We start from the raw sequence: 19,269 nt of genomic DNA, 5'->3' as shown, positions 1-19,269 counted from the left end.
CGAGCATCATCCCTGTGTACTACCCCCGGGTATTGCTCTTCACGAAAGGCCGTGTTCCATGAGAATCTCGACGCTGCGCCGCTCGATCGCCGGACTGGGGATTGCTGCGCTGACGTTCACTGCGGTCGCCTGCGGTTCCGGCACCACCAGCGAGGTCGCTACGGAGGACCTGGGCCCGCAGGGGGACGCCACCTGGCAGGAGGTCGTCGAGGCGGCCAAGCAGGAAGGCTCGGTGACGTATTACACCGGGCAGGCGACCGACAATCTCGAGAACCTCGCCGACCGCTTCGAATCGGCGTACGGGATCACCGTCGACATCGTCCGCGACAACGACGCGAACCTGCAGACCAAGCTGGCCGCGGAAGCCTCGACCGGCCGGCCGGTCGCCGATGTCGTCGCCTCCGCGGCCCGGCCGTGGGTCGACCAGCGCATCGCGGAGGGCTATTACGTCCCGGTCGCCGGCCCGGCGTTCGATGCGGCCGAGTTCGACAGTGAGAAGTTCATGATCGGTGACACGATCTTCACCTCGTCGGCGGCCGTGCTCACCTACGGTTGGAATACCGACCGGGTCCCCGACGGCCTCGACAGCTACGAGGATCTGCTCGCTCCGGAACTGGCCGGCGGCAAGATCGGCGTCATCCTGCCGGTGTCCGCAGCGATCGTCGACTTCTACGACTACCTTGCCGATACGGTCTCCCCGGACTTCGTGGAGAAGCTCGCCGCGCAGCAGCCGCGCACCTATCCGGGTGCGCAGGCCATGGGCCAGGCCCTGACCTCGGGTGAGCTCGCCGCCACCGTCTTCACCGTTCCGCTGACGGCCGAGAAGGAGGCCGGCGCCCCGGTCGAGTCGGCAATGCCGAACCCGGTGTTCGGTGCGGCCTTCTACACCGGGGTCACCGCCACCGCCCCGCATCCCAACGCGGCGCAACTGTTCGCGAATTTCCTGGTGACCAAGGCGGGCCAGGAGGCGGTCGCCAACCGGGCCGGCGCGGTCCTGCCCGACGTCTCGACGGCGGCGACTCCGGCCGAGAACATCTGGGTCAACTCGCGGACCGTCACCGCCGCCGATGTGGAGGCCTTCCGCGCCGAGTTCGAGCGATTGTTCGGCGCTTCCCAGTAACCCCACCGGGTCCGGCACGGATCCGACACGAGAGGAATTCCCGATGAACGTCGGTGAACGTTTGAAGAGCGCGGTGTGTACCGCAGAGGTGATCGTCGTCCGCATCGACGACGGCGCGACCGGACCGCTGCTCTGCGGCGGCGAGCCGATGAGCGTGGATGCGTCACCGGCCGTACCCGTGCAGGGCGGCGAGCTCGCCATGGGCAAGCGGTACGCCGGCGGCGGCGTCGAAGTCGTCGTCGTACGCGGCGGCGCCGGACCGCTCGCCGTCGGTGGCGAGGTTCTCAGCCAGAAGCAGGCAAAGCCCCTCCCCTCCTCGGACTGACCGGGCACCCGGAGCTCCCTCATCCACGAAAGGCGACAGCATGATTCTCGGAAGCTCGGCCGCGGCAGAGGACACCGCGCTGCTCACCGACACCATCCGATCGGTGATCCGTCGAACGGACCCGGCCGACGGACGCTCGGAGCGCGTCTACCGCGACGGTCCGGTGGATCGTGACCTGTGGGCCGTGCTGGGCACCGAGATCGGCGTGGGTGCACTCGCCGTTCCGGAGGGCGCCGGCGGCCTCGGCGCCTCGTTCGCCGACGTCGCCGCCGTCCTCGGGTTGCTCGGCGGGGAACTGAGCCGGATCCCGGTCCTCAGCGGCGTCGTTGCCGCCGCGGCGCTGTCGCGCTGCGACCGCGCGCCGCGCGCCACGGAGCTGCTCACCAGCATCGCGACGGGGGAGGCCGTCGTCGCCACGGTCGTCACCGCACCCGGTACGGACTCCGGATTTCGGGCCGAACACGTGGGCGACGACGTGTTCCTCACCGGCCGAGCCGATTTCGTCGTGGACGGTGACGTCGCCGACACCGTGCTGGTGACTGCCGCCGACGAATCCGGGACGGTGGGCCTCTACGCCGTCGACGCAGCCGTGCTCACCACCGAGCGGATGCACACCACCGACGCGACCCGGGTCCTGTCCCGGGTCCAGGCCGAGGCTGCGCCGGCGACGGTCCTCGCGGAGTGCACTCGACCCGATTGGATCCACGACAGGGCAGTCGTGGCCCTGGCCTGTGAGACCTTGGGTGTCGCGCGCACCTGCCTGGCCGATGCCGTCGACTACGCCGGCCGGCGCGTCCAGTTCGGCCGCGTCATCGGCGGATTCCAAGCGATCAAGCACATGCTCGCCGAGGTCGCCGTGGCCGTCGAACTCGCCGAGTCGGCCGTCGCCCACGCTGTGTGGGCCGTCGTGGAGGGGACCGACGCCGACCTGGCCGAGGCTGCTGCGATCGCGGCGATCACCTGCGGCGACGCCGCGCGACTGGCCACGGAGAAGAACGTCCAGGTGCACGGCGGAATCGGGTTCACCTGGGAACACACAGCGCACCTGTACTACCGCCGTGCTCTGAGTTCCGGTGTCCTGTGGGGGAGCAGTGACGATCACGCCCAGCGCCTCTATGCTCTTGCCGCGGCAGGCGTCGCGCGCAGCGGCGAGACATCCACCGATCCGAGGCAGGAGCCGGCATCCGCCGCGCTCTCCTCCACCGAGTCCTGAACCCAGCTCGTTCAGAAAGCGAGTACACCGTGTCCCATGTCTCCGTACGCCAGCTGCTCAAGAATTTCGACGGAAAACCACCCACCGTTGCCGTCGACCACCTCGACCTCGAGATCGAGGACGGTGAGTTCCTCGTTCTGCTCGGTCCGTCGGGCTGCGGCAAGACCACGACGCTCCGCTGCCTCGCGGGCCTCGAACAGCCGGCCGGAGGCTCCATCACTCTCGGCGACCAGGTGGTGTTCGATCGCAAGCGCGGCATCAACCTCACCCCGGACAAGCGGTTCATCGGAATGGTGTTCCAGTCCTACGCGCTGTGGCCGCACATGACCGTGCGCAAGAACATCGCCTATCCGCTCGTGTCCCGCAAACTCACAGACGCTCTCGCGAACGGGCGCGTCGAGGAGACCGCGGCGCTCGTCGACTGCGAGCGGTTGCTCGACCGTCTCCCCGCGGAGCTGTCCGGCGGTCAGCAGCAGCGCGTCGCGTTGGCCCGCGGCCTGGTCTCGCATCCCGATCTGGTGCTGTTCGACGAGCCGCTGAGCAACCTCGACGCGCGCCTGCGCGACCAGGTGCGAGCGGAACTGCACGACCTGCACCAGCGCAAGCCGTTCACCGCGGTGTTCGTCACGCACGATCAGAGCGAAGCCCTCGCGCTGGGAACCCGCATGGCGATCATGCGGTCGGGCAGCATCGTCCAGATGGGCCCACCGCGGGAGGTCTTCGAAGAGCCGGTCGACGAGTACGTCGCGGGCTTCACCGGTATGTCGAACCGGGTCCCGTGCGAGTACGTCGACGGCCGCTGGTACGCGCTGGGCACGGAGATCCACGGCATGCAGCCGCGCGCGGCCGCCTCGGTCGGCTCGTTCGTGGTGCGCCTGCGCCCGGAGAAGGTCCGCCTGGTCCCGGACGTCGCGGACCTGCAGCCCGGTGAGGCGGGCATCGCCGTCAATGTCGACGACGTCGAATACGGCGGCCTGCACCTCGACGTCATGCTCTCGGTCGCGGTCGACGGCTCGCAGCGCCGCCAGTTGCACGCCCGGGTGGCGACGTTCGATTCGTTCCGCGCACCGCGGATGATCGAACGCGGCACGCGGATGGTCCTGGCCTTCGACCCTGTCGACGGACGGACCTTCGACACCGACGGCAGAGCACTGCCGATGGAACAGCAGGCGCTCGTCAGCGCCCTGGTGGGGTGAGGACGATGGCGATTCTCACATTGCCGCGGACCGACGAGTACGAGCCGGTCGCACCCGCCCCGAGGGGCAGGCAGAACGAGGCGGTGCGCGCCGGGGCGCGACGCCTGGGTGTCGTCGCGTTCACCGCGTTGCTCGTCTACCTGGTCGTCCTCCCGATCGTGCGCCTGCAGCTGACCGCGTTCGAGGACGGCGCCGCGGGGTACTCCCGGGCGTTCGGCTTGTCGCGTATCGGCCAGATCCTCTGGTACACACTGGGACTGGCGATCGGATCGCTGGTCATCGCGATGGTGCTGGGCACCGCCCTGGCGTGGGCGGCCAGCCGTCTGCCCCGCCGATTCGCATTCCTCGAGATCCTGCCGATCCTGCCCATCGTCATTCCGGCGGTCGCCTCGATCGTCGGCTGGGCGTTCCTGCTGTCGCCGCGACCCGGCTACCTCAACGCGCTGCTGCGGAACCTGCCGTGGTGGTCGCACCTCGAGGAGGGCCCGGTCGACATCTACTCGATCGAGTGGATCGTGATCATCACCGGCTTCTCGCTGAGTTCGTTCGTCTACATGTTCGTCCGCTCCGGATTCGAGAACATCAACTCCGAGATGATCGAGGCCGCACAGGTCTCCGGCATGCCGGAATGGAAGGTCTTCTTCAAGATCACGCTGCCGTTGCTTCGCCCGACCCTCATCTACGGTTCCGGTGTCGCGCTGCTGCTCGGCCTCGGCCAGTTCACCGGACCGTTGCTGCTGGGCACCAACTCCGGCGTCAGTGTGCTCACGACCGAGATGTACTTCCAGATCAGTGACAGTCCCGCGCAGTTCGCGACCGCCGCGGCGCTCGGGTCGCCGCTGCTCGTCGTCGGCGTCGTCGTGGTGTTCGCACAGAAGGCGATGCTCGGCAATCAGCGCCGGTTCGTCACCCACGGCGGCAAGGCGTTCAAGTCACAGGGGCGGCCCTCCAAGGCCGGCGTCGCGGTGATCCTGGTGTTCTCGCTGCTGTCGACGATCCTGCCGCTGCTCGCCCTCGTGTTCGTCGCGTTGTCCCGATACTGGCGCGGCACCGTCGACTTCTCGACCCTGACGTTCGACAACTTCCGCACGATCTTCTCCGGCACGGCCGTGCCGGCCGCGGTCGGCAACAGCCTGATGTTCTCGCTCGCGGCCATGGCGATCGTGCTGCCGTTGGGCTTCGTCGCGGCCAGCCTGATCGTGCGCGGCCGGCGCTATCCGGTCCTCCGCCTCGTCGTCGACGTTCTGGTATCGATGCCGCTCGGAGTTCCGGCCGTGATCTTCGGCGCAGCATTCCTGCTGACCTACACCACCGGTCCGATCGTCCTGTACGGCACGCCGTGGGTCGTGATCCTGGTGTACGTCACGCTCATGCTGCCGTTCGCGACCCGGATGCAGCTGTCGTCGATGCTCGCGCTCGGCGACAGCTATCTCGAGGCATCCCGCGTCAGTGGTGCCGGCTTCGTCGCCACGAACGTGAAGATCCTGCTGCCGCTCATGCGCGGCAGCCTGGGCGGTACCGCAGCGCTGCTGTTCGTGCTGCTCACCCACGAGTTCACGGCGTCGTTGCTCGTGCGCGCGTCCCGGACCCAGGTCATGGGCACCATCCTGTTCGAGTACTGGTCCAACGGCGGATACCCGCTGGTGGCCGCCGTCGCCCTCGTGATGACCGGCGTGACCGCCGTCGGCGTGACCGCGGCGATGCTCGTCGGGGGTGCGGACGCGATGAGCAAGATGTGACATGTTCCCGGACCGCCCGGCCGACCGCGTGTCGGCCGGGCGGTCCGGCGTTCTGCCAGTTCTGCGAAAGGCAAAGACTGTGGACACAACGGGAAATCCCATCTGGCTCCGTGGCGCGGGTGTCGTCGTCACTGGGGCGGGCAACGGTATCGGCAAGGCGCTGGCGCAGCGCCTTGCCGCCGCGGGCGCGAGGGTGGTCGTCAACGACCTCGCCGCCGATGAGTGCCGCGTCGTCGCGGACGAGATCGGGGGCGTCGCGATACCGGGGGATGCCGCGGGTGAGCAGGCAGTGGCCGACCTCGTCGCGCGAGCCCGGGCCGAACTCGGCGAAATCGATGCCTACTTCGCCAACGCGGGCATCGAGACCGGACCGGACGACACCGAGTCCGCATGGGAGCGGTCCTGGAACGTCAACGTGCTGGGGCACGTGCGCGCGGCACGGGAACTGCTGCCCGAGTGGCTCGAACGCGGCCGCGGCCGGTTTGTCGCGACTGCATCCGCCGCGGGCCTGCTCACGATGCTCGGCTCCGCTCCGTACTCGGTAACCAAACACGCAACCGTCGCCCATGCGGAATGGCTTTCTGCGACATACGGCGACCGTGGGATCATCGTTCAATGCCTGTGCCCGCAAGGAGTGCGGACGAACCTGCTGCCGACCGACGAGGCCGGCTCGGTGATCTTCGAATCCGGGGTCCTCGAACCCGGACAGGTGGCGGACGAGGTCGTGCGTGCTCTCGGCGGTGACGAATTCCTGATCCTGCCGCATCGTGAGGTCGCGCAGTACTACGTGAATCGCGCGAGCAACGCCGATCGCTGGCTGCGTGGGATGCGCCGCATCCAACGTCGCATCGACGAGCTGAAGGCGACGCGTGCAGCACAGGAGGTCTGTGTCGGCAAGGGCGTGCGGTGACGCGAACGTTCAGGTCACCGCCAAGGCCGCCCATATTGATTAATACGTGTACTAAATAGTCGGCCTCGGATAAAGTGGCGTTCATGACCGAAGTGGACGCCGGCGAACTCGACTACTGGTCCTTCGTCGAGCTCGCGAACCGGCGTCTGGGCAATCGATACGGTGACTACCACGAGCAGGCCACCGAGGTGCTGCTGACGCTGAACCGCGCCTCCGACATCGTCACGTACGACCTCGAGGCGGCCGTGCACCGCCCGCGGGGGCGGTCGTGGTCGGCCTACCGCCTGATGTTCGTCACCTGGCTGGCCGGTCCGATCGAACCGAAGATGGCCGCCAAGCTCACCGGCATGAGCCGCGCCGCCGTCTCCAATCTGGCGAAACCGCTGGTCGAGGCGGGTCTGTTGACGCGCACCCCCGACCCGGAGGACGGCCGGTCGGTCCGGTTGTCGCTCACCGAGACCGGCGAACGCGAGATCGTGGAGACGTTCCGGGCGCAGAACGAGCGGGAAGCGGCCTGGGTCGACGTGCTCACCGACGCCGAGCAACACATCCTGGTCATGTTGCTCAACAAGCTCATCACCAAACGCAGCCAGTTCGACATCCGCGGCCGCAACTGACGACCGATCCGGCCGATGTGGTTGCGCTCACGCCCGAAATCTAGTTAAGGTATTAACTAACATCCCGCGGGGTTCACCGCGGATCGGTCAGCACGAGCCCGAGGAGCTGAAACCCATGGCGTTCTACCGACAGCTCGGCGTCATCCCGCCGAAGCGGCACACGCAGCACCGCAACGAGGACGGTGGACTGTTCTACGAGGAGCTGATGGGTGAGGAGGGCTTCTCCTCCGACTCGGCGCTGCTGTACCACCGGCACATCCCGTCGGCCATCGTCGACGCCACCGAGTGGAAGCTGCCCGACCAGGGCACCACCCCGAACCACCCGCTCAAGCCGCGCCACCTGAAGCTGCACGATCTGTTCCCGCAGACCGTCTGGGCCGAGACCGACGTCGTCACCGGCCGCCGGCTGATCCTGGGCAACGCGGACGTGCGCCTGTCGTACGTCGTGTCGGCGAAGGAGTCGCCGCTCTACCGCAACGTCGTCGGCGACGAGATGGTCTACGTCGAGTCGGGAACCGCCCGCGTCGAGACCGTCTTCGGTGTGCTCGACGCGAAGGCCGGCGACTACGTGCTGCTGCCGATGGCCACCACCCACCGCTGGATCCCCACCGGCGACGAGCCGCTGCGCGCCTACGTCATCGAGGCCAACAGCCACATCGTCCCGCCGAAGCGCTTCCTGTCGCGGTTCGGCCAGTTCCTCGAGCACGCACCGTTCTGCGAGCGCGACCTGCACGGGCCCACCGAGCTGATCCAGGTCGAGGACAGCAACGTCGAGGTCCTGGTCAAGCACCGCACGTCGCACGGCATCGTCGGTACCCGCTACCTCGTGCCCAACCACCCGTTCGACGTCGTCGGCTGGGACGGCTGCCTGTACCCGTACACCTTCAGCATCCACGACTACGAGCCCATCACCGGCCGGGTCCACCAGCCGCCGCCGGCGCACCAGGCGTTCGAGGGCAACAACTTCGTCATCTGCAACTTCGTGCCCCGCAAGGTGGACTACCACCCGCTGGCGATCCCGGTGCCCTACTACCACTCCAACGTCGACTCCGACGAGATCATGTTCTACTGCGGCGGGGACTACGAGGCCCGCAAGGGCTCCGGCATCGGCCAGGGATCGATCTCCGTCCATCCCGGTGGTCACGCCCACGGCCCGCAGCCCGGCGCCTACGAGCGCAGCATCGGCGTCGACTTCTTCGACGAGCTCGCCGTCATGGTGGACACGTTCCGGCCGCTCGAACTCGGCGAGGGTGCGCTCGCGTGCGAGGACGCGGCCTATGCCGGCAGCTGGAACCGGGGGCTGCAGAAGTGAGCACTCTCGGAGCCCTGCTGACGGAGCTGTGCGACGACGCCGCGCTGTTCCCGCCCGGGAACGCCCCACTCGATCGCGCCCTGCCGGCCCACGCCGCGCACCGCATCGCCGAACATGCCGGGCTGGTGGGCACGTTCGTGTTCCCGGCGCCGCGGATCCCGGAGTTGCTAGAGGCGCTCGGAAAGCGCCCGTTCGGCGGCGACCTCACCCTGAGCCTGACCGTTCCGGGCGGGCCGTCCGCCGTCGTTCCCGCGATGGAGAGCTTGCGCGACGTCGACGGTGTCACCGTGGCTGCCCTCGAGATCGCCGTGCCCGCCGGGGAGAGTCCCGCCGGTGTGCTCGTCGCTCTCGATGTGATCGCCGCGCAGTACCCGGGCGTCGCGCTGTTCGTGGAGGTTCCGCGCGACGAGCGCCGCGCCGAGATCCTCCAGGGACTCGTGGGGTCGCGTTACGCGGCGAAGTTCCGCACGGGCGGGGTGGTCGCCGAGGCGTACCCCGACGAACGGGAACTCGCCGAAGCCCTCTCGACCGTGGTCCGCACGAAGGTGCCGTTCAAGGCCACGGCGGGCCTGCACCACGCGGTCCGCAACACCGACCCGCACACCGGATTCGAACAGCACGGATTCCTCAACGTACTCGCCGCCGTCGACGCCGTACTCGACGGTGCGGACACCACTGCCGTCGCGGCGGTGCTCGCCGACCGGGACGGCGCCGGTCTCGCTGCGCGACTGAACGATCTGCCGCCTGCTCGCATCGAGGAGCTGCGCAACAGCTTCCGCTCGTTCGGCACCTGCAGCATCGCGGAGCCGCTCGTCGACCTCGTCGAGGTCGGCCTGGTTCCGTCGACGATGTCCCCGATCACCGAAGGATCTCTCGCATGACCGTCATCGACATTCCGGAAGGTTCGCTCTTCGGCGCGAACAACCTGCCCTACGGCGTGTTCTCCACGGCCGGAACGCAGCCGCGCGTCGGCGTGCGCGTCGGTGACTCCGTTCTCGACCTGTCCGTCGTGTTCGACGACCCCGCGTTCGCCGAGCCGACCCTCAACGCGTTCATGGCGCAGGGCCGCGCCCGCTGGGACGAGGTGCGGGCCGCGCTGCAGGACCTCGTCGCCGGGGACGTGCCCGCCGAGGCCGTGCACGCCGTCGCGGACGTGACCCTGCATCTGCCGATCGACGTCGCCGACTACGTCGACTTCTACGCGTCCGAGAACCACGCGTCGAACCTCGGGCGCCTGTTCCGGCCCGACAATCCGTCGCCGCTGATGCCGAACTGGAAGCACCTGCCGGTCGGCTACCACGGCCGGTCGAGCACCGTGGTCGTGTCGGGAGTGGACATCGTGCGTCCGTGCGGACAGCGCAAGGGCCCGAACGATCCGGCACCGGTGTTCGGTCCGTCGACCCGCCTCGACATCGAGGCCGAGATGGGCTTCATCGTGGGCGTGGGCTCCGAGATGGGTTCGACCGTCACCCCCGACGAGTTCGCCGACCACTGCTTCGGCGCGGTGATCCTCAACGACTGGTCGGCCCGTGACATCCAGGCATGGGAGTACGTGCCGCTCGGCCCGAACCTCGGCAAGTCGTTCGCGACGTCGATCTCCCCGTGGATCGTGCCGCTGGCCGCGCTCGAGGCTGCCCGCATCGACACCCCGGTGCAGGACCCGGAGCCGCTGCCGTACCTGAAGGGCACCGAGAAGTGGGGCCTGGACATCGATCTCGAGGTCGAGTGGAACGGTCACGTCGTCTCGCGTCCGCCGTACGCCCAGATGTACTGGTCGCCGGCGCAGATGCTCGCGCACACGTCCGTCAACGGTGCCGCCACCCGCACCGGCGACCTGTTCGGCTCCGGCACCATCTCCGGACCCGAGAAGGACCAGCGCGGGGCGTTCATCGAACTCACCTGGGGCGGCAAGGAACCCGTCCAGGTCGGCGACGAGACCCGCACCTTCCTCGAGGACGGCGACGAGATCTCGATCTCCGCCACTGCACCCGGGCCGGAGGGTACCCGGATCGGTTTCGGTGAGGTCCGCACCCGCATCCTGCCCGCGAAGGACTCGGGCCGCTGATCCGGCTCTCCCTGGAGCCGCGCGCCGGCTCGACAGCGGCGTGGTGAATTCCGCGCGTCGACGTCCGGTCGGCGCGCGGATCCGCCTCAGCGAACGGTCAGTGAGTCGCCCACCGCGAGAACGCCTTCCGACGCCACGTCGGCGTACACACCGATGCACGGTGCCGGCGTGGCGTCGGGGCGATTCGCTACGCGGTTGCGTTCGGTGACGGTGCGCAGCATGTCGCGCCGGGCCGGCACCTCCTGGTGCGGCAGCGTCACCATCACGCACCGCGCCGTGCGCTGCGTCGGCACGAGCGTGGCCGTCCCCGCCTCGAGCCGCCGGCCCAGCCAGTCGTCCTCGACGAACCCGGTGCCGTCGGTCGAGACCACAACGTTGGGCCGGAAGCGGCGCAGTGCGATGTCGGCGGGGTCGCCCGTGCCGAGCGCGTCCACGGCGGCCGTCGTGAGCAGGTGCAGCGGCGCGTCGTCGTAGGTGCGCGGGCGGGCTTCCAGCGTCAGTGCCCGCCCGGTCAGTTCCGACAGCAGGCCGGGGGTCCGCGGGTCGTCGCCGCGGGTGCACCGACCATCGGGCAGGGTGATCTCGAGGACGGCCGGATCCGACGGATCGGCGTCGTCGAGCAACCGGGCGCGGCACTCGAGCAGCCGCGACCAGGCGCGCACCTTCTTCGCCGTCGCGACGGCGCCGGTCTCGGCGTCGATCACCGCCCACAGGTGGTCGCCGCGCAGGCCGTCCGGCTCGATCGTCGCCGACTGCAGTTGCTCGCCGCCGAACGACTTGACCGGGTAACGCCAGAGCTGAGAGACCTGCACAACGGGCCAGCATACGGACCGGTGTGTCCTTCGGGTGGTCCTGGCAGCCCAAAGGACGCACCGGCGCAGCCTAAGGTGTGGCGTATGAGCGATGATGCGACGCCTCGCCGTTGGGGCCTGACGATCCCCCTCGACGGCATTCCCCTGCCCGGCCAGCGAGATCTGATCGCCGAACTGCCCGACCTCGGCTACACCGACGTGTGGTCGTCCGAGAGCAGCGTGGCCGACGCCTTCACGCCCCTGGCGCTGGCCAGCGTGTGGGCGCCGACCTTGCGCCTGGGTACCGCGATCGTGCCGGTCTTCACGCGCGGTCCGGCCACCCTGGCGATCTCCGCGGCCACTCTCGCCGCCGCCGCCCCGGGGCGATTCGTCCTCGGCGTGGGCACCTCGTCCAACGTGATCGTCGAGAAGTGGAACAGCACCCCGTTCGAGGAGCCGTTCAAGAGAGCCCGCGACACCCTGCAGTTCCTGCGGGCCGCGCTCGCCGGCGAGAAGGTCACGCACAAATACGACACGTTCGAGGTCAGCGGGTTCCGCGCCGGACTCGTCCCCGAGCCCGCCCCGCCGCTGCTGCTCGCCGCCCTGCGGCCGGGCATGCTGCGCCTCGCCGGGCGCGAGGCCGACGGCGCGATCGTCAACTGGCTCTCGGCCGACGACGTGCGCACCGTCGCGCCGTACGTGCACGAGGGCGGAGCGGGCAAGGAGATCGTCGCCCGCATCTTCGTCCTGCCCGGCTTCGACGCCGAAACCGCCCGCAGCATCGGTCGTCGCATGATCGCCGCCTACATGAACGTCCCCGTCTACCGTGCCTTCCACGAATTCCTCGGACGCAGCGATGATTTCGAGGGCATGTGGCGGTTGTGGGCGGAGGGGGAGCGGTCGGCGGCCCTCGCCGCGATCCCGGACCACGTGGTGGACCAGCTGGTCGTGCACGGGCCGCCCGAGGCCTGCCGGGAGCACATCGAACGGTACGTCGAGGCGGGCGTGACCACTCCCGTGATCGCGATGACCACCGCGGGCGACCCCACGGAGATGGTCCGGGCCCTCGCCCCACGCTGACCACCGGTCACGATTCGGTCGCGGCGGTAACGCCCCGCTCGGGCATCGGCGACATTCCCGGCAGATCGACCGCTGGGAGGCCGCGATGCCTGGACCGGATCTGCGTCGGGTGACCGTCGTCGCCGACGACGGTGTGCCTCTGTCGGTGCGGGTGCACGGACCCGTCGACGCGCTCGTCACCGTCGTGCTGGTGCACGGGCACTGCCTGCACACCGGCAGCTGGTCGGCGGTCCGCGAGCGCCTTGCCGGGCAGGCCGGGGCAGGGATCCGCATTGTCGCCTACGACCAGCGCGGGCACGGCCGGTCGGGGGTCGGTGCGCCGGAGACGTACACGATCGACCAGCTCGCCCACGACCTCGACGTCGTGCTGCGCACCGTCGTGCCCCACGGTCCGGTCGTGCTGGCGGGGCATTCGATGGGCGGGATGGTGGCGATGGCCTACGCGCGGCTGTACCCGGAGCGGATCGGGAGCCGCGTCGTGGGCGCCGCCCTCGTGGCGACCGCGGCGAGCGGCCTGGCCGAGCTGGGACTCGGCCGCTATCTGCGGCACCCGGCGGTGTCCGTGCTTCACCGCGCGGTGCGCCGCGCGCCGCGGGTGATGCAGGGATCGATGCGGGTCGGCGGGCGGATGTGCGCTCCGGTGGTCCGTCGCGGCGGCGCGGACTCGTGGGCACGGTCGCTGGCGACGACCCTGGCCACCGAGGCGTCGATCGTGACGCTCTCGCGCTTCCTGGCGGCGTTCGCGGTGCTGGACGAGTCGGCGGCCCTGGCCGTGCTGGCGGCGATCCCGGTCCTGGTGCTCGGCGGTTCGGCCGACGAGCTGACGCCGTTCGCGCACTCGCGGGCCATCGCCGCGCGGCTGCCGGCCGCCGAACTGGTGCGGGTCGAGGGCGCGGGGCACTCGGTGATCGTCCAGCACGCCGACGAGGTGGCGGCCGCGCTGCTGCGGCTGCTCACCCACGTTCGGGGGGTGGCCGCCCCCGTCGCGGTGGTGTAGGCAGGAGCGCATGACCGATACGCGCACCGACCAGCCCGCCGCCGTTCTCATCGCCGTCGACGAGGCGTCCGGCATCGGCCTGCTCACCCTCAACCGTCCCGATCAGCGAAACCCGTTGTCCGCGGCGGCGATGCGCGAGGTCACGATGGGGCTGCGCGCGCTGTCCGCGGAGCCCGCGACCCGGGTGATCGTGATCCGCGCCGAGGGCCCGGTGTTCTCGGCGGGGCACGACCTGCGCGAGATGATCGGCCGCACCCTCGAGGACGAGCGGATCATCTTCGACACCTGCACCGAGATGATGCAGACCGTGCAGTCGGTGCCGCAGCCGGTGATCGCGTCGGTGCAGGGCACGGCCGTCGCGGCCGGCTGCCAGCTGGTGGCGTCGTGCGACCTGGCGGTCGCGTCGTCGGACGCGGTGTTCGGTACCCCGGGGGTGAAGATCGGCCTCTTCTGTTCCACGCCGATGGTCGCGCTCAGCCGGGCCGTGGGGCGCAAGCGGGCCATGCAGATGCTGCTCACGGGCGAAACGATCGACGCGGCGACGGCGGCGGACTGGGGACTGATCAACTTCGTCGTCGATCCCGCGGTCCTGGAGTCCGAGACGGCGGCCCTGGCCGCGAAGATCGTCTCGGCGTCCCCGGCGACGGTGCGGATCGGGAAGGAAGCCTTCTACCGGCAGATCGAGCTGTCGCAGGAGCAGGCCTACGAGGCGATGGCCGAGACGATGGCGACCAACGCGATGATCTGCGACGCCCAGGAGGGTATGACGGCGTTCGTGGAGAAGCGCCGGCCGGTGTGGCAGGGTCGCTGACGTTATCGATCGATCGGTCTGGTCAATTGGTTGGACGTCCTATAACCTGTCGGCCATGAGCCTCGACCCGCGCGCGAACACCGTCGACGGCGTGCTGCACCGCAGCGCCGCCCGCTTCCCCGACCGCACCGCCCTGCGGTTCGGTGACCGCACCCTCAGCTACCGCGAGCTCGACGACGCGGTCACCCGGGCGGCCGGACGGTTGCGTGCGCTGGGCCTGGTGCAGGGCGATCGCGTCGCCGCGTACGGCACCAACTCCGACGCCTACGTCGTCGGGTACCTCGCGGCCGCCCGGGCCGGCCTGGTGCACATGCCGATCAACTACGCGCTGCGCGGCGAGGAACTCAGCTACCTGCTCGGCCAGTCCGGGGCGCGCGCCGTCCTCGTCGACCCCGCGCTGCGCGAGAACCTCGACGCCGTCCTCGGCGACGTCCCGGCCGAGCATGTGGTGCCGCTGCGCGACACCGACGACTCGCTCCTCGCCGTCGCGTGCACGGGCGAGGTGCCCGAACTCGACGTGACCGTCTCCGACGCCGACCTCGTGCAGCTGCTCTACACCTCCGGCACCACCTCGAAGCCCAAGGGCGCCATGATGTCCCACCGGGCGCTGGTGCACGAGTACACCTCGTCGATCGTCGCGCTGGACCTGGCGGCGGACGACAATCCGCTGATCTGCATGCCGCTGTACCACTCCGCCGGCATGCACGTGTTCATGCTGCCGTACCTGGCCGTCGGCGCCACGGTCACGCTGCTGCCCGCCCCCGACATCCCGGAGATCCTGCGGCTCGTCGAGTCCGAGCGGATCGGCTCGCTCTTCCTCGCCCCGACGGTGTGGGTGCCGCTGGCGAACCATCCCGATCTCGAGACCCGCGACCTGTCGTCGCTGCGGAAGGCACAGTACGGCGCGTCGATCATGCCCGTCACCGTGCTGAACCGGCTCCGCGAGCGCTACCCCGACCTCGGGTTCTACAACTGCTTCGGTCAGTCCGAGATCGGGCCGCTGGCAACGGTTCTGCGTCCGGAGGAACACGCGGACCGGCCGTCGTCGTGCGGGAAGGCGGTGCTGTTCGTCGAGACCCGCGTCGTCGACGCCGACGGCAACGACGTGCCGGACGGTGAGCCCGGCGAGGTGCTGTACCGGTCGCCGCAGCTGTGCCTGGGCTACTGGGACAACCCGGACGCCACCGCGGAGGCGTTCCGTGACGGGTGGTTCCATTCCGGCGATCTCGTCACCCGTGACGCCGAGGGTTACATCACCGTCGTCGACCGGATCAAGGACGTCATCAATACGGGCGGCATCCTCGTCGCGTCCCGGGAGGTGGAGGACGCCCTCTACACCCACGAGGCCGTCGCCGAGGTCGCGGTCATCGGCACCCCCGACGAGAAGTGGATCGAAGCCGTCACCGCCGTCGTCGTGCTGCGCAACGGCGCAGACACCGACGAGAACGAGCTGATCGACCACGTCAAGCAGCGCCTGGCGCCGTTCAAGGTTCCGAAGCTCGTCCGGTTCGTGGACACCCTGCCGCGCAACCAGAGCGGCAAGCTTCTCAAGCGCGAGCTGCGCACCCAGTGATCGGCATCGACCGGCGGCGACCCGCGGCGACCGGCATCGACCGAATGTCACATCAGTTCGATCGAATCGACGCGGTGTGACATTCGGTCACACCGGACGGAAGGTTGAAGGACACCGATGGTGAAGAAGCACGTGCCGTCCTGGCACGACGACGAGGTCCAGGCGGTTTCGGAACTGGCCCGCGACTTCTTCGAGCGCGAGGTGATGGCCCGCGCCGAGAAGTGGGACACCCAGCGGCGCATCGACCGCGAGGTGTGGCTCGCGGCCGGCAAGCTCGGTCTGCTGCTGTGCTCGATCCCGGAGGAGTACGGCGGCGGGGGTGGGACCTTCGCGCACGATCTCGCGGTCTTCGAAGCGCAGGGCTACTCGGGTGATCTCGCGCTCGGCATCTCGGTGCACAGCGGCATCGTCGCGCACTACATCCTCGAGTACGGCAGCGAGGAGCAGAAGCGGACCTGGTTGCCCGGCATGGCGACCGGGGAGATCCTCGGCGCGATCGGCATGACCGAGCCCGGCGCCGGGTCGGACCTCAAGGCCATCAAGACCACCGCGCTCCGGGACGGCGACGAGTACGTGGTCAACGGCTCGAAGACCTTCATCACCAACGGTTCGTCGGCCGACGTCATCGTGCTCGCCGTCAAGACCGACCCGAAGGCCGGCGCCAAGGGCGTCTCCCTGCTGATCGTCGACCTGCGCGACTGCCCCGGGTTCGCGGTCGGGCGGGTGCTGGACAAGGTCGGCCAGCACGGCGCCGACACCTCCGAGCTGTCGTTCACCGACGTGCGGGTGCCGGCTGCGAACCTGCTCGGTGAGACCGAAGGCCAGGGCTTCGCGCAGCTGATGGCGCAGCTGGTGCAGGAGCGATTGATCATCGGCGCGCAGGCGGCCGGGGCGATGGACCGGGCGGTCGAGGAGACGGTGCGCTACACCAAGGAGCGGCAGGCGTTCGGGCACAGCCTGTTCGAGTTCCAGAACACCGCGTTCGAGCTGGCCGAGTGCCGGACCATCGCCCGCACGTGCCAGGTGTTTCTCGATCACTGCATCGAGCAGCACCTGAAGGGCGAACTCGACGCCGCCGATGCAGCGATGGTCAAGTACTGGCTGACCGACAAGCAGTGCGAGGTCATCGACCGTTGCGTGCAGTTGCACGGCGGCTACGGCTACATGCGCGAGTACCTCATCGCCCGGATGTACGAGGACGCCCGCGTGCAGCGGATCTACGCCGGCGCGAACGAGGTGATGAAGCAGATCATCGCCCGCTCCCTCTGAGCGCGTCCGAGGTGGAGGGCTCCGGTGAGGAGTCCTTCGCCTGCCGGGTGTGGTGCGCGAGCACCTTCGTGAGCAAGGCGGCGAGTTGGTCCCGCTCGGCCGGGTCCAGCGATGCGAACGCCTCGTCCTGAGCCGCGACGAGGACGTCGTCGAGGGCGCGCAGGTGCTGCCGCCCGCGGCGAGTGACGCTGATGATGTTGCGGCGCCGATCGGTGGGATCGGGACTGCGGTCGACGAACCGCCGATCGGCCAGCTCGTTGACGGTGGCGACGATGTCGCTGCGGTCCATCCCCGCCCGGCGGCCCAGATCCGCCTGACACAGCGAGCCGTACTCCTCGAGCGCCGCCAGCGCGCGGTAGTGGTAGCCGCGGGCGTCGGCCAGGCCGAGCCGGCCGGACACCACTCGGTGTACGTGGCGCGCGGACTGGGTCAGCAGCCAGCTCGGGAGCCGCGCGAGTCTCGTGGGCGCGGTCGAAATGTCTGGGTCGGACATGCCACCAGGGTACGGTCCGACGGCCGACGTGCTCACCGCCTACGGTGATCGGTGATCGGGGTCCGCGGCCCCCGCCGGGGGACCCGCCCCGCCCCGCCGGTCGCCATGATCAGCCGCACGGCCCGGTAACGGTGCGGCCGAAGAGGTTCCAGATACTCCACCATGCCGGCGTCGTCGAGCGGGGCGCCGAGTAACGACCAGCCGACGATCTTCGCGAGGTGGTAGTCGCCCACCGACAGCGCGTCCGCGTCTCCGAAGGCACGCTGTGCTACCTCGGCGGCGGTCCAGATTCCCACGCCCGGGATCGAGTGCAGTTTGCGCTGCGCCTCGGCGGGATCGAGGTCGACGAGCCGCTCGAGCCGGTCGTCCAGCTGGGCGCAGCGCACGACGGTGCGGGCCCGGCCGGGGTCGACGTTGGCGCGGTGGAACTCCCACGACGGAATGCGGCGCCACGTCTCGGCCGCCGGCGGCACCCGCATACCCTCCGGTGCCGGGCCGGGCGGGTCGTCGCCGAACCACGTGACGAGCCGCCGCCACGACGCGAACGCTGCGACGGCGTGCACCCGCTGTTCGAGGATCGCCGGGATCAGCGCCTCGAGCACGCGGCCGGTGCGCGGGATCCGCAGGGCAGGGAGACGTCGATGGGCCTCGGCCAGGCGCGGATGTTCGGGCCGGAACCCGGCCGGATCGTCCTCGGCACCGAGCAGGGAGGGAAGACGGTCCGCCAGCTCCCCGGCTCCGGGACCCCACGCCTGGCAGCGCGCGCCACGCGGACCGTCCTGCACGAGCCGGTAGGTGACGGGCCCCGATGCCAACCGGGACGTGCGCCACACCGCGTGCCCGTCGCGGCGGTGGCAGGGGTCGTAGGGGCCGCGCTGGAGCGGCTGCAACGTCAGCGCGACGTCCACCGGCCGGGGCAGCTCGGCGCGGACGACGAGCGCGCCGGTGCTGGGTGGAGCGGGGACGGGCACCGGTCCACCGTACTGTGCCGCCGTACCGGGCGACGAGGGGTGGACCGGCGGCGCCGGCCACGAGTGTGCACGTCTCGTGCCGACACCCCGACGAAGGCCGCGATTCGTGCACGGTCGCGGCGCGTCGGTGCCTCGGGCGCGACGTCGCCCCTGCCACGGGATATGGTCTGGCACATGATCATCGTGAGCACCGACGGTTCGTGCCTTCGAAACCCGGGCGGCGCCATCGGGTGGGCGTGGGTCAATCACGAAGGGCCGAGCCGGGCGGGCGGGGACCGCTCCGGCACCAATCAGATCGCCGAGCTGCGGGCGCTGCTCGAGGCGCTGAAGGCCCACCCCGGCCCGGAGCCGATGATCATCGAATCCGACTCGCAGTACGCCATCAAGTGCGCCTCGGAGTGGCTGCCCGGATGGAAGCGCAAGGGCTGGAAGACGGCGACGGGCGCGCCGGTGAAGAACCTCGACCTGGTCCAGGCCATCGACCGCGTCCTCGCCGAGCGGTCCGGGCCGGTGCGGTTCCGCTGGGTGCGCGGGCACGTCGGCAACCACTTCAACGAACTCGCCGACAAACTGGCGGGCGAGGCGGCACGCGCCCAGGCGGCCGCCCCGATCGCATCCGCAACCGAACCGGCCGGGCCCGAGCCGACCGCCGCGCCTGCGCGGCCCGAGCCGACCGCCGCGCCTGCGCGGCCCGAGCCGACCGCCGCGCCTGCGCGCGCCGCGAAGAAGGCGGTGCGCCGGACGGTGAAGGTGGTCGAGGAGGTCGAGCTCACGCTCTTCTGACGAG

19 protein-coding genes are annotated in these 19,269 nt (G+C 69.9%); 16 read left to right on the top strand and 3 right to left on the bottom strand.

All coding sequences use genetic code 11. The features are described 5' to 3' along the window. Positions 1–58: 58 nt before the first annotated feature. The 10 genes from AC2IPW_RS22440 to fahA all read left to right on the top strand — a co-directional run bounded on the left by AC2IPW_RS22440 (position 59) and on the right by fahA (position 10,497). The gene (locus tag AC2IPW_RS22440; protein ID WP_486375732.1) at positions 59–1,120 is read left to right on the top strand and encodes an ABC transporter substrate-binding protein; all 1,062 of its coding nucleotides are present in this window, start codon (positions 59–61) and stop codon (positions 1,118–1,120) included. 43 nt (positions 1,121–1,163) lie between these two features. After that, positions 1,164–1,445, top strand: coding sequence for a hypothetical protein (locus tag AC2IPW_RS22435; RefSeq protein ID WP_486375731.1), 282 nt, complete (start codon positions 1,164–1,166; stop codon positions 1,443–1,445). A gap of 40 nt (positions 1,446–1,485) precedes the next feature. Then, positions 1,486–2,658: an acyl-CoA dehydrogenase family protein gene (locus AC2IPW_RS22430; RefSeq protein ID WP_486375730.1), complete on the top strand. Its 1,173-nt coding sequence runs from the start codon at positions 1,486–1,488 to the stop codon at positions 2,656–2,658. Between the two features lie 29 nt (positions 2,659–2,687). Continuing rightward, on the top strand, positions 2,688–3,854 hold the full coding sequence (locus AC2IPW_RS22425) for an ABC transporter ATP-binding protein (protein WP_486375729.1): 1,167 nt from the start codon (positions 2,688–2,690) through the stop codon (positions 3,852–3,854). A gap of 5 nt (positions 3,855–3,859) precedes the next feature. Continuing rightward, on the top strand, positions 3,860–5,593 hold the full coding sequence (locus AC2IPW_RS22420) for an ABC transporter permease (protein ID WP_486375728.1): 1,734 nt from the start codon (positions 3,860–3,862) through the stop codon (positions 5,591–5,593). Between the two features lie 79 nt (positions 5,594–5,672). Then, a complete protein-coding gene (locus AC2IPW_RS22415; RefSeq protein ID WP_486375727.1) occupies positions 5,673–6,503 on the top strand; it encodes an SDR family oxidoreductase in 831 nt (276 codons plus the stop codon). A gap of 83 nt (positions 6,504–6,586) precedes the next feature. Continuing rightward, positions 6,587–7,120: a MarR family winged helix-turn-helix transcriptional regulator gene (locus tag AC2IPW_RS22410; protein ID WP_486375726.1), complete on the top strand. Its 534-nt coding sequence runs from the start codon at positions 6,587–6,589 to the stop codon at positions 7,118–7,120. 115 nt (positions 7,121–7,235) lie between these two features. Next, positions 7,236–8,432: a cupin domain-containing protein gene (locus AC2IPW_RS22405; RefSeq protein ID WP_486375725.1), complete on the top strand. Its 1,197-nt coding sequence runs from the start codon at positions 7,236–7,238 to the stop codon at positions 8,430–8,432. After that, positions 8,429–9,313, top strand: a complete 885-nt coding sequence (locus tag AC2IPW_RS22400) for a hypothetical protein (RefSeq protein WP_486375724.1) — start codon at positions 8,429–8,431, stop codon at positions 9,311–9,313. The genes AC2IPW_RS22405 and AC2IPW_RS22400 overlap by 4 nt, the downstream gene beginning before the upstream one ends. After that, positions 9,310–10,497 (top strand): fumarylacetoacetase, encoded by a 1,188-nt coding sequence (gene fahA / locus AC2IPW_RS22395; protein ID WP_486375723.1) that lies wholly within the window; start codon positions 9,310–9,312, stop codon positions 10,495–10,497. The genes AC2IPW_RS22400 and fahA overlap by 4 nt, the downstream gene beginning before the upstream one ends. Positions 10,498–10,583: 86 nt before the next feature. Here the strand turns inward: fahA and AC2IPW_RS22390 are convergent, their stop codons facing one another. After that, positions 10,584–11,309 carry an MOSC domain-containing protein gene (locus AC2IPW_RS22390; protein ID WP_486375722.1) on the bottom strand — a complete coding sequence of 242 codons (726 nt, stop codon included), beginning with the start codon at positions 11,307–11,309 and terminating at the stop codon, positions 10,584–10,586. An 84-nt stretch (positions 11,310–11,393) separates the two neighbouring features. On the opposite strand from AC2IPW_RS22390, the gene AC2IPW_RS22385 reads away from it, so the two are divergent. The 5 genes from AC2IPW_RS22385 (at position 11,394) to AC2IPW_RS22365 (ending at position 17,018) form a co-directional block, all read left to right on the top strand. Continuing rightward, positions 11,394–12,368, top strand: a complete 975-nt coding sequence (locus tag AC2IPW_RS22385) for an LLM class F420-dependent oxidoreductase (RefSeq protein WP_003934369.1) — start codon at positions 11,394–11,396, stop codon at positions 12,366–12,368. A gap of 109 nt (positions 12,369–12,477) precedes the next feature. Beyond that, entirely contained in the window at positions 12,478–13,365 is an 888-nt protein-coding gene (locus tag AC2IPW_RS22380; RefSeq protein ID WP_003934368.1) for an alpha/beta fold hydrolase, read from the top strand. Between the two features lie 10 nt (positions 13,366–13,375). After that, complete coding sequence (locus AC2IPW_RS22375; protein ID WP_003934367.1) at positions 13,376–14,176, top strand: enoyl-CoA hydratase; 801 nt, start codon at positions 13,376–13,378, stop codon at positions 14,174–14,176. A gap of 55 nt (positions 14,177–14,231) precedes the next feature. Beyond that, positions 14,232–15,749, top strand: coding sequence for an acyl-CoA synthetase (locus AC2IPW_RS22370; protein ID WP_486375721.1), 1,518 nt, complete (start codon positions 14,232–14,234; stop codon positions 15,747–15,749). Positions 15,750–15,866: 117 nt separating this feature from the next. After that, entirely contained in the window at positions 15,867–17,018 is a 1,152-nt protein-coding gene (locus AC2IPW_RS22365; protein ID WP_486375720.1) for an acyl-CoA dehydrogenase family protein, read from the top strand. On the opposite strand, the gene AC2IPW_RS22360 is transcribed toward AC2IPW_RS22365, so the two are convergent. Together AC2IPW_RS22360 and AC2IPW_RS22355 are read right to left on the bottom strand one after the other, a co-directional pair. After that, positions 16,999–17,511: a MarR family winged helix-turn-helix transcriptional regulator gene (locus AC2IPW_RS22360; protein ID WP_486375719.1), complete on the bottom strand. Its 513-nt coding sequence runs from the start codon at positions 17,509–17,511 to the stop codon at positions 16,999–17,001. The genes AC2IPW_RS22365 and AC2IPW_RS22360 overlap by 20 nt on opposite strands. A gap of 32 nt (positions 17,512–17,543) precedes the next feature. Further along, entirely contained in the window at positions 17,544–18,482 is a 939-nt protein-coding gene (locus AC2IPW_RS22355) for a DNA-3-methyladenine glycosylase family protein (protein WP_416062029.1), read from the bottom strand. Positions 18,483–18,656: 174 nt separating this feature from the next. On the opposite strand from AC2IPW_RS22355, the gene AC2IPW_RS22350 reads away from it, so the two are divergent. Beyond that, the gene (locus AC2IPW_RS22350) at positions 18,657–19,265 is read left to right on the top strand and encodes a ribonuclease H family protein (RefSeq protein ID WP_486375718.1); all 609 of its coding nucleotides are present in this window, start codon (positions 18,657–18,659) and stop codon (positions 19,263–19,265) included. Positions 19,266–19,269: the final 4 nt, after the last annotated feature.

The organism is Rhodococcus sp. NS-SX18 (assembly GCF_057367935.1).
Note: the sequence above shows the minus strand (reverse complement) of the source record. Positions and strands in the feature narration are given on the sequence as shown.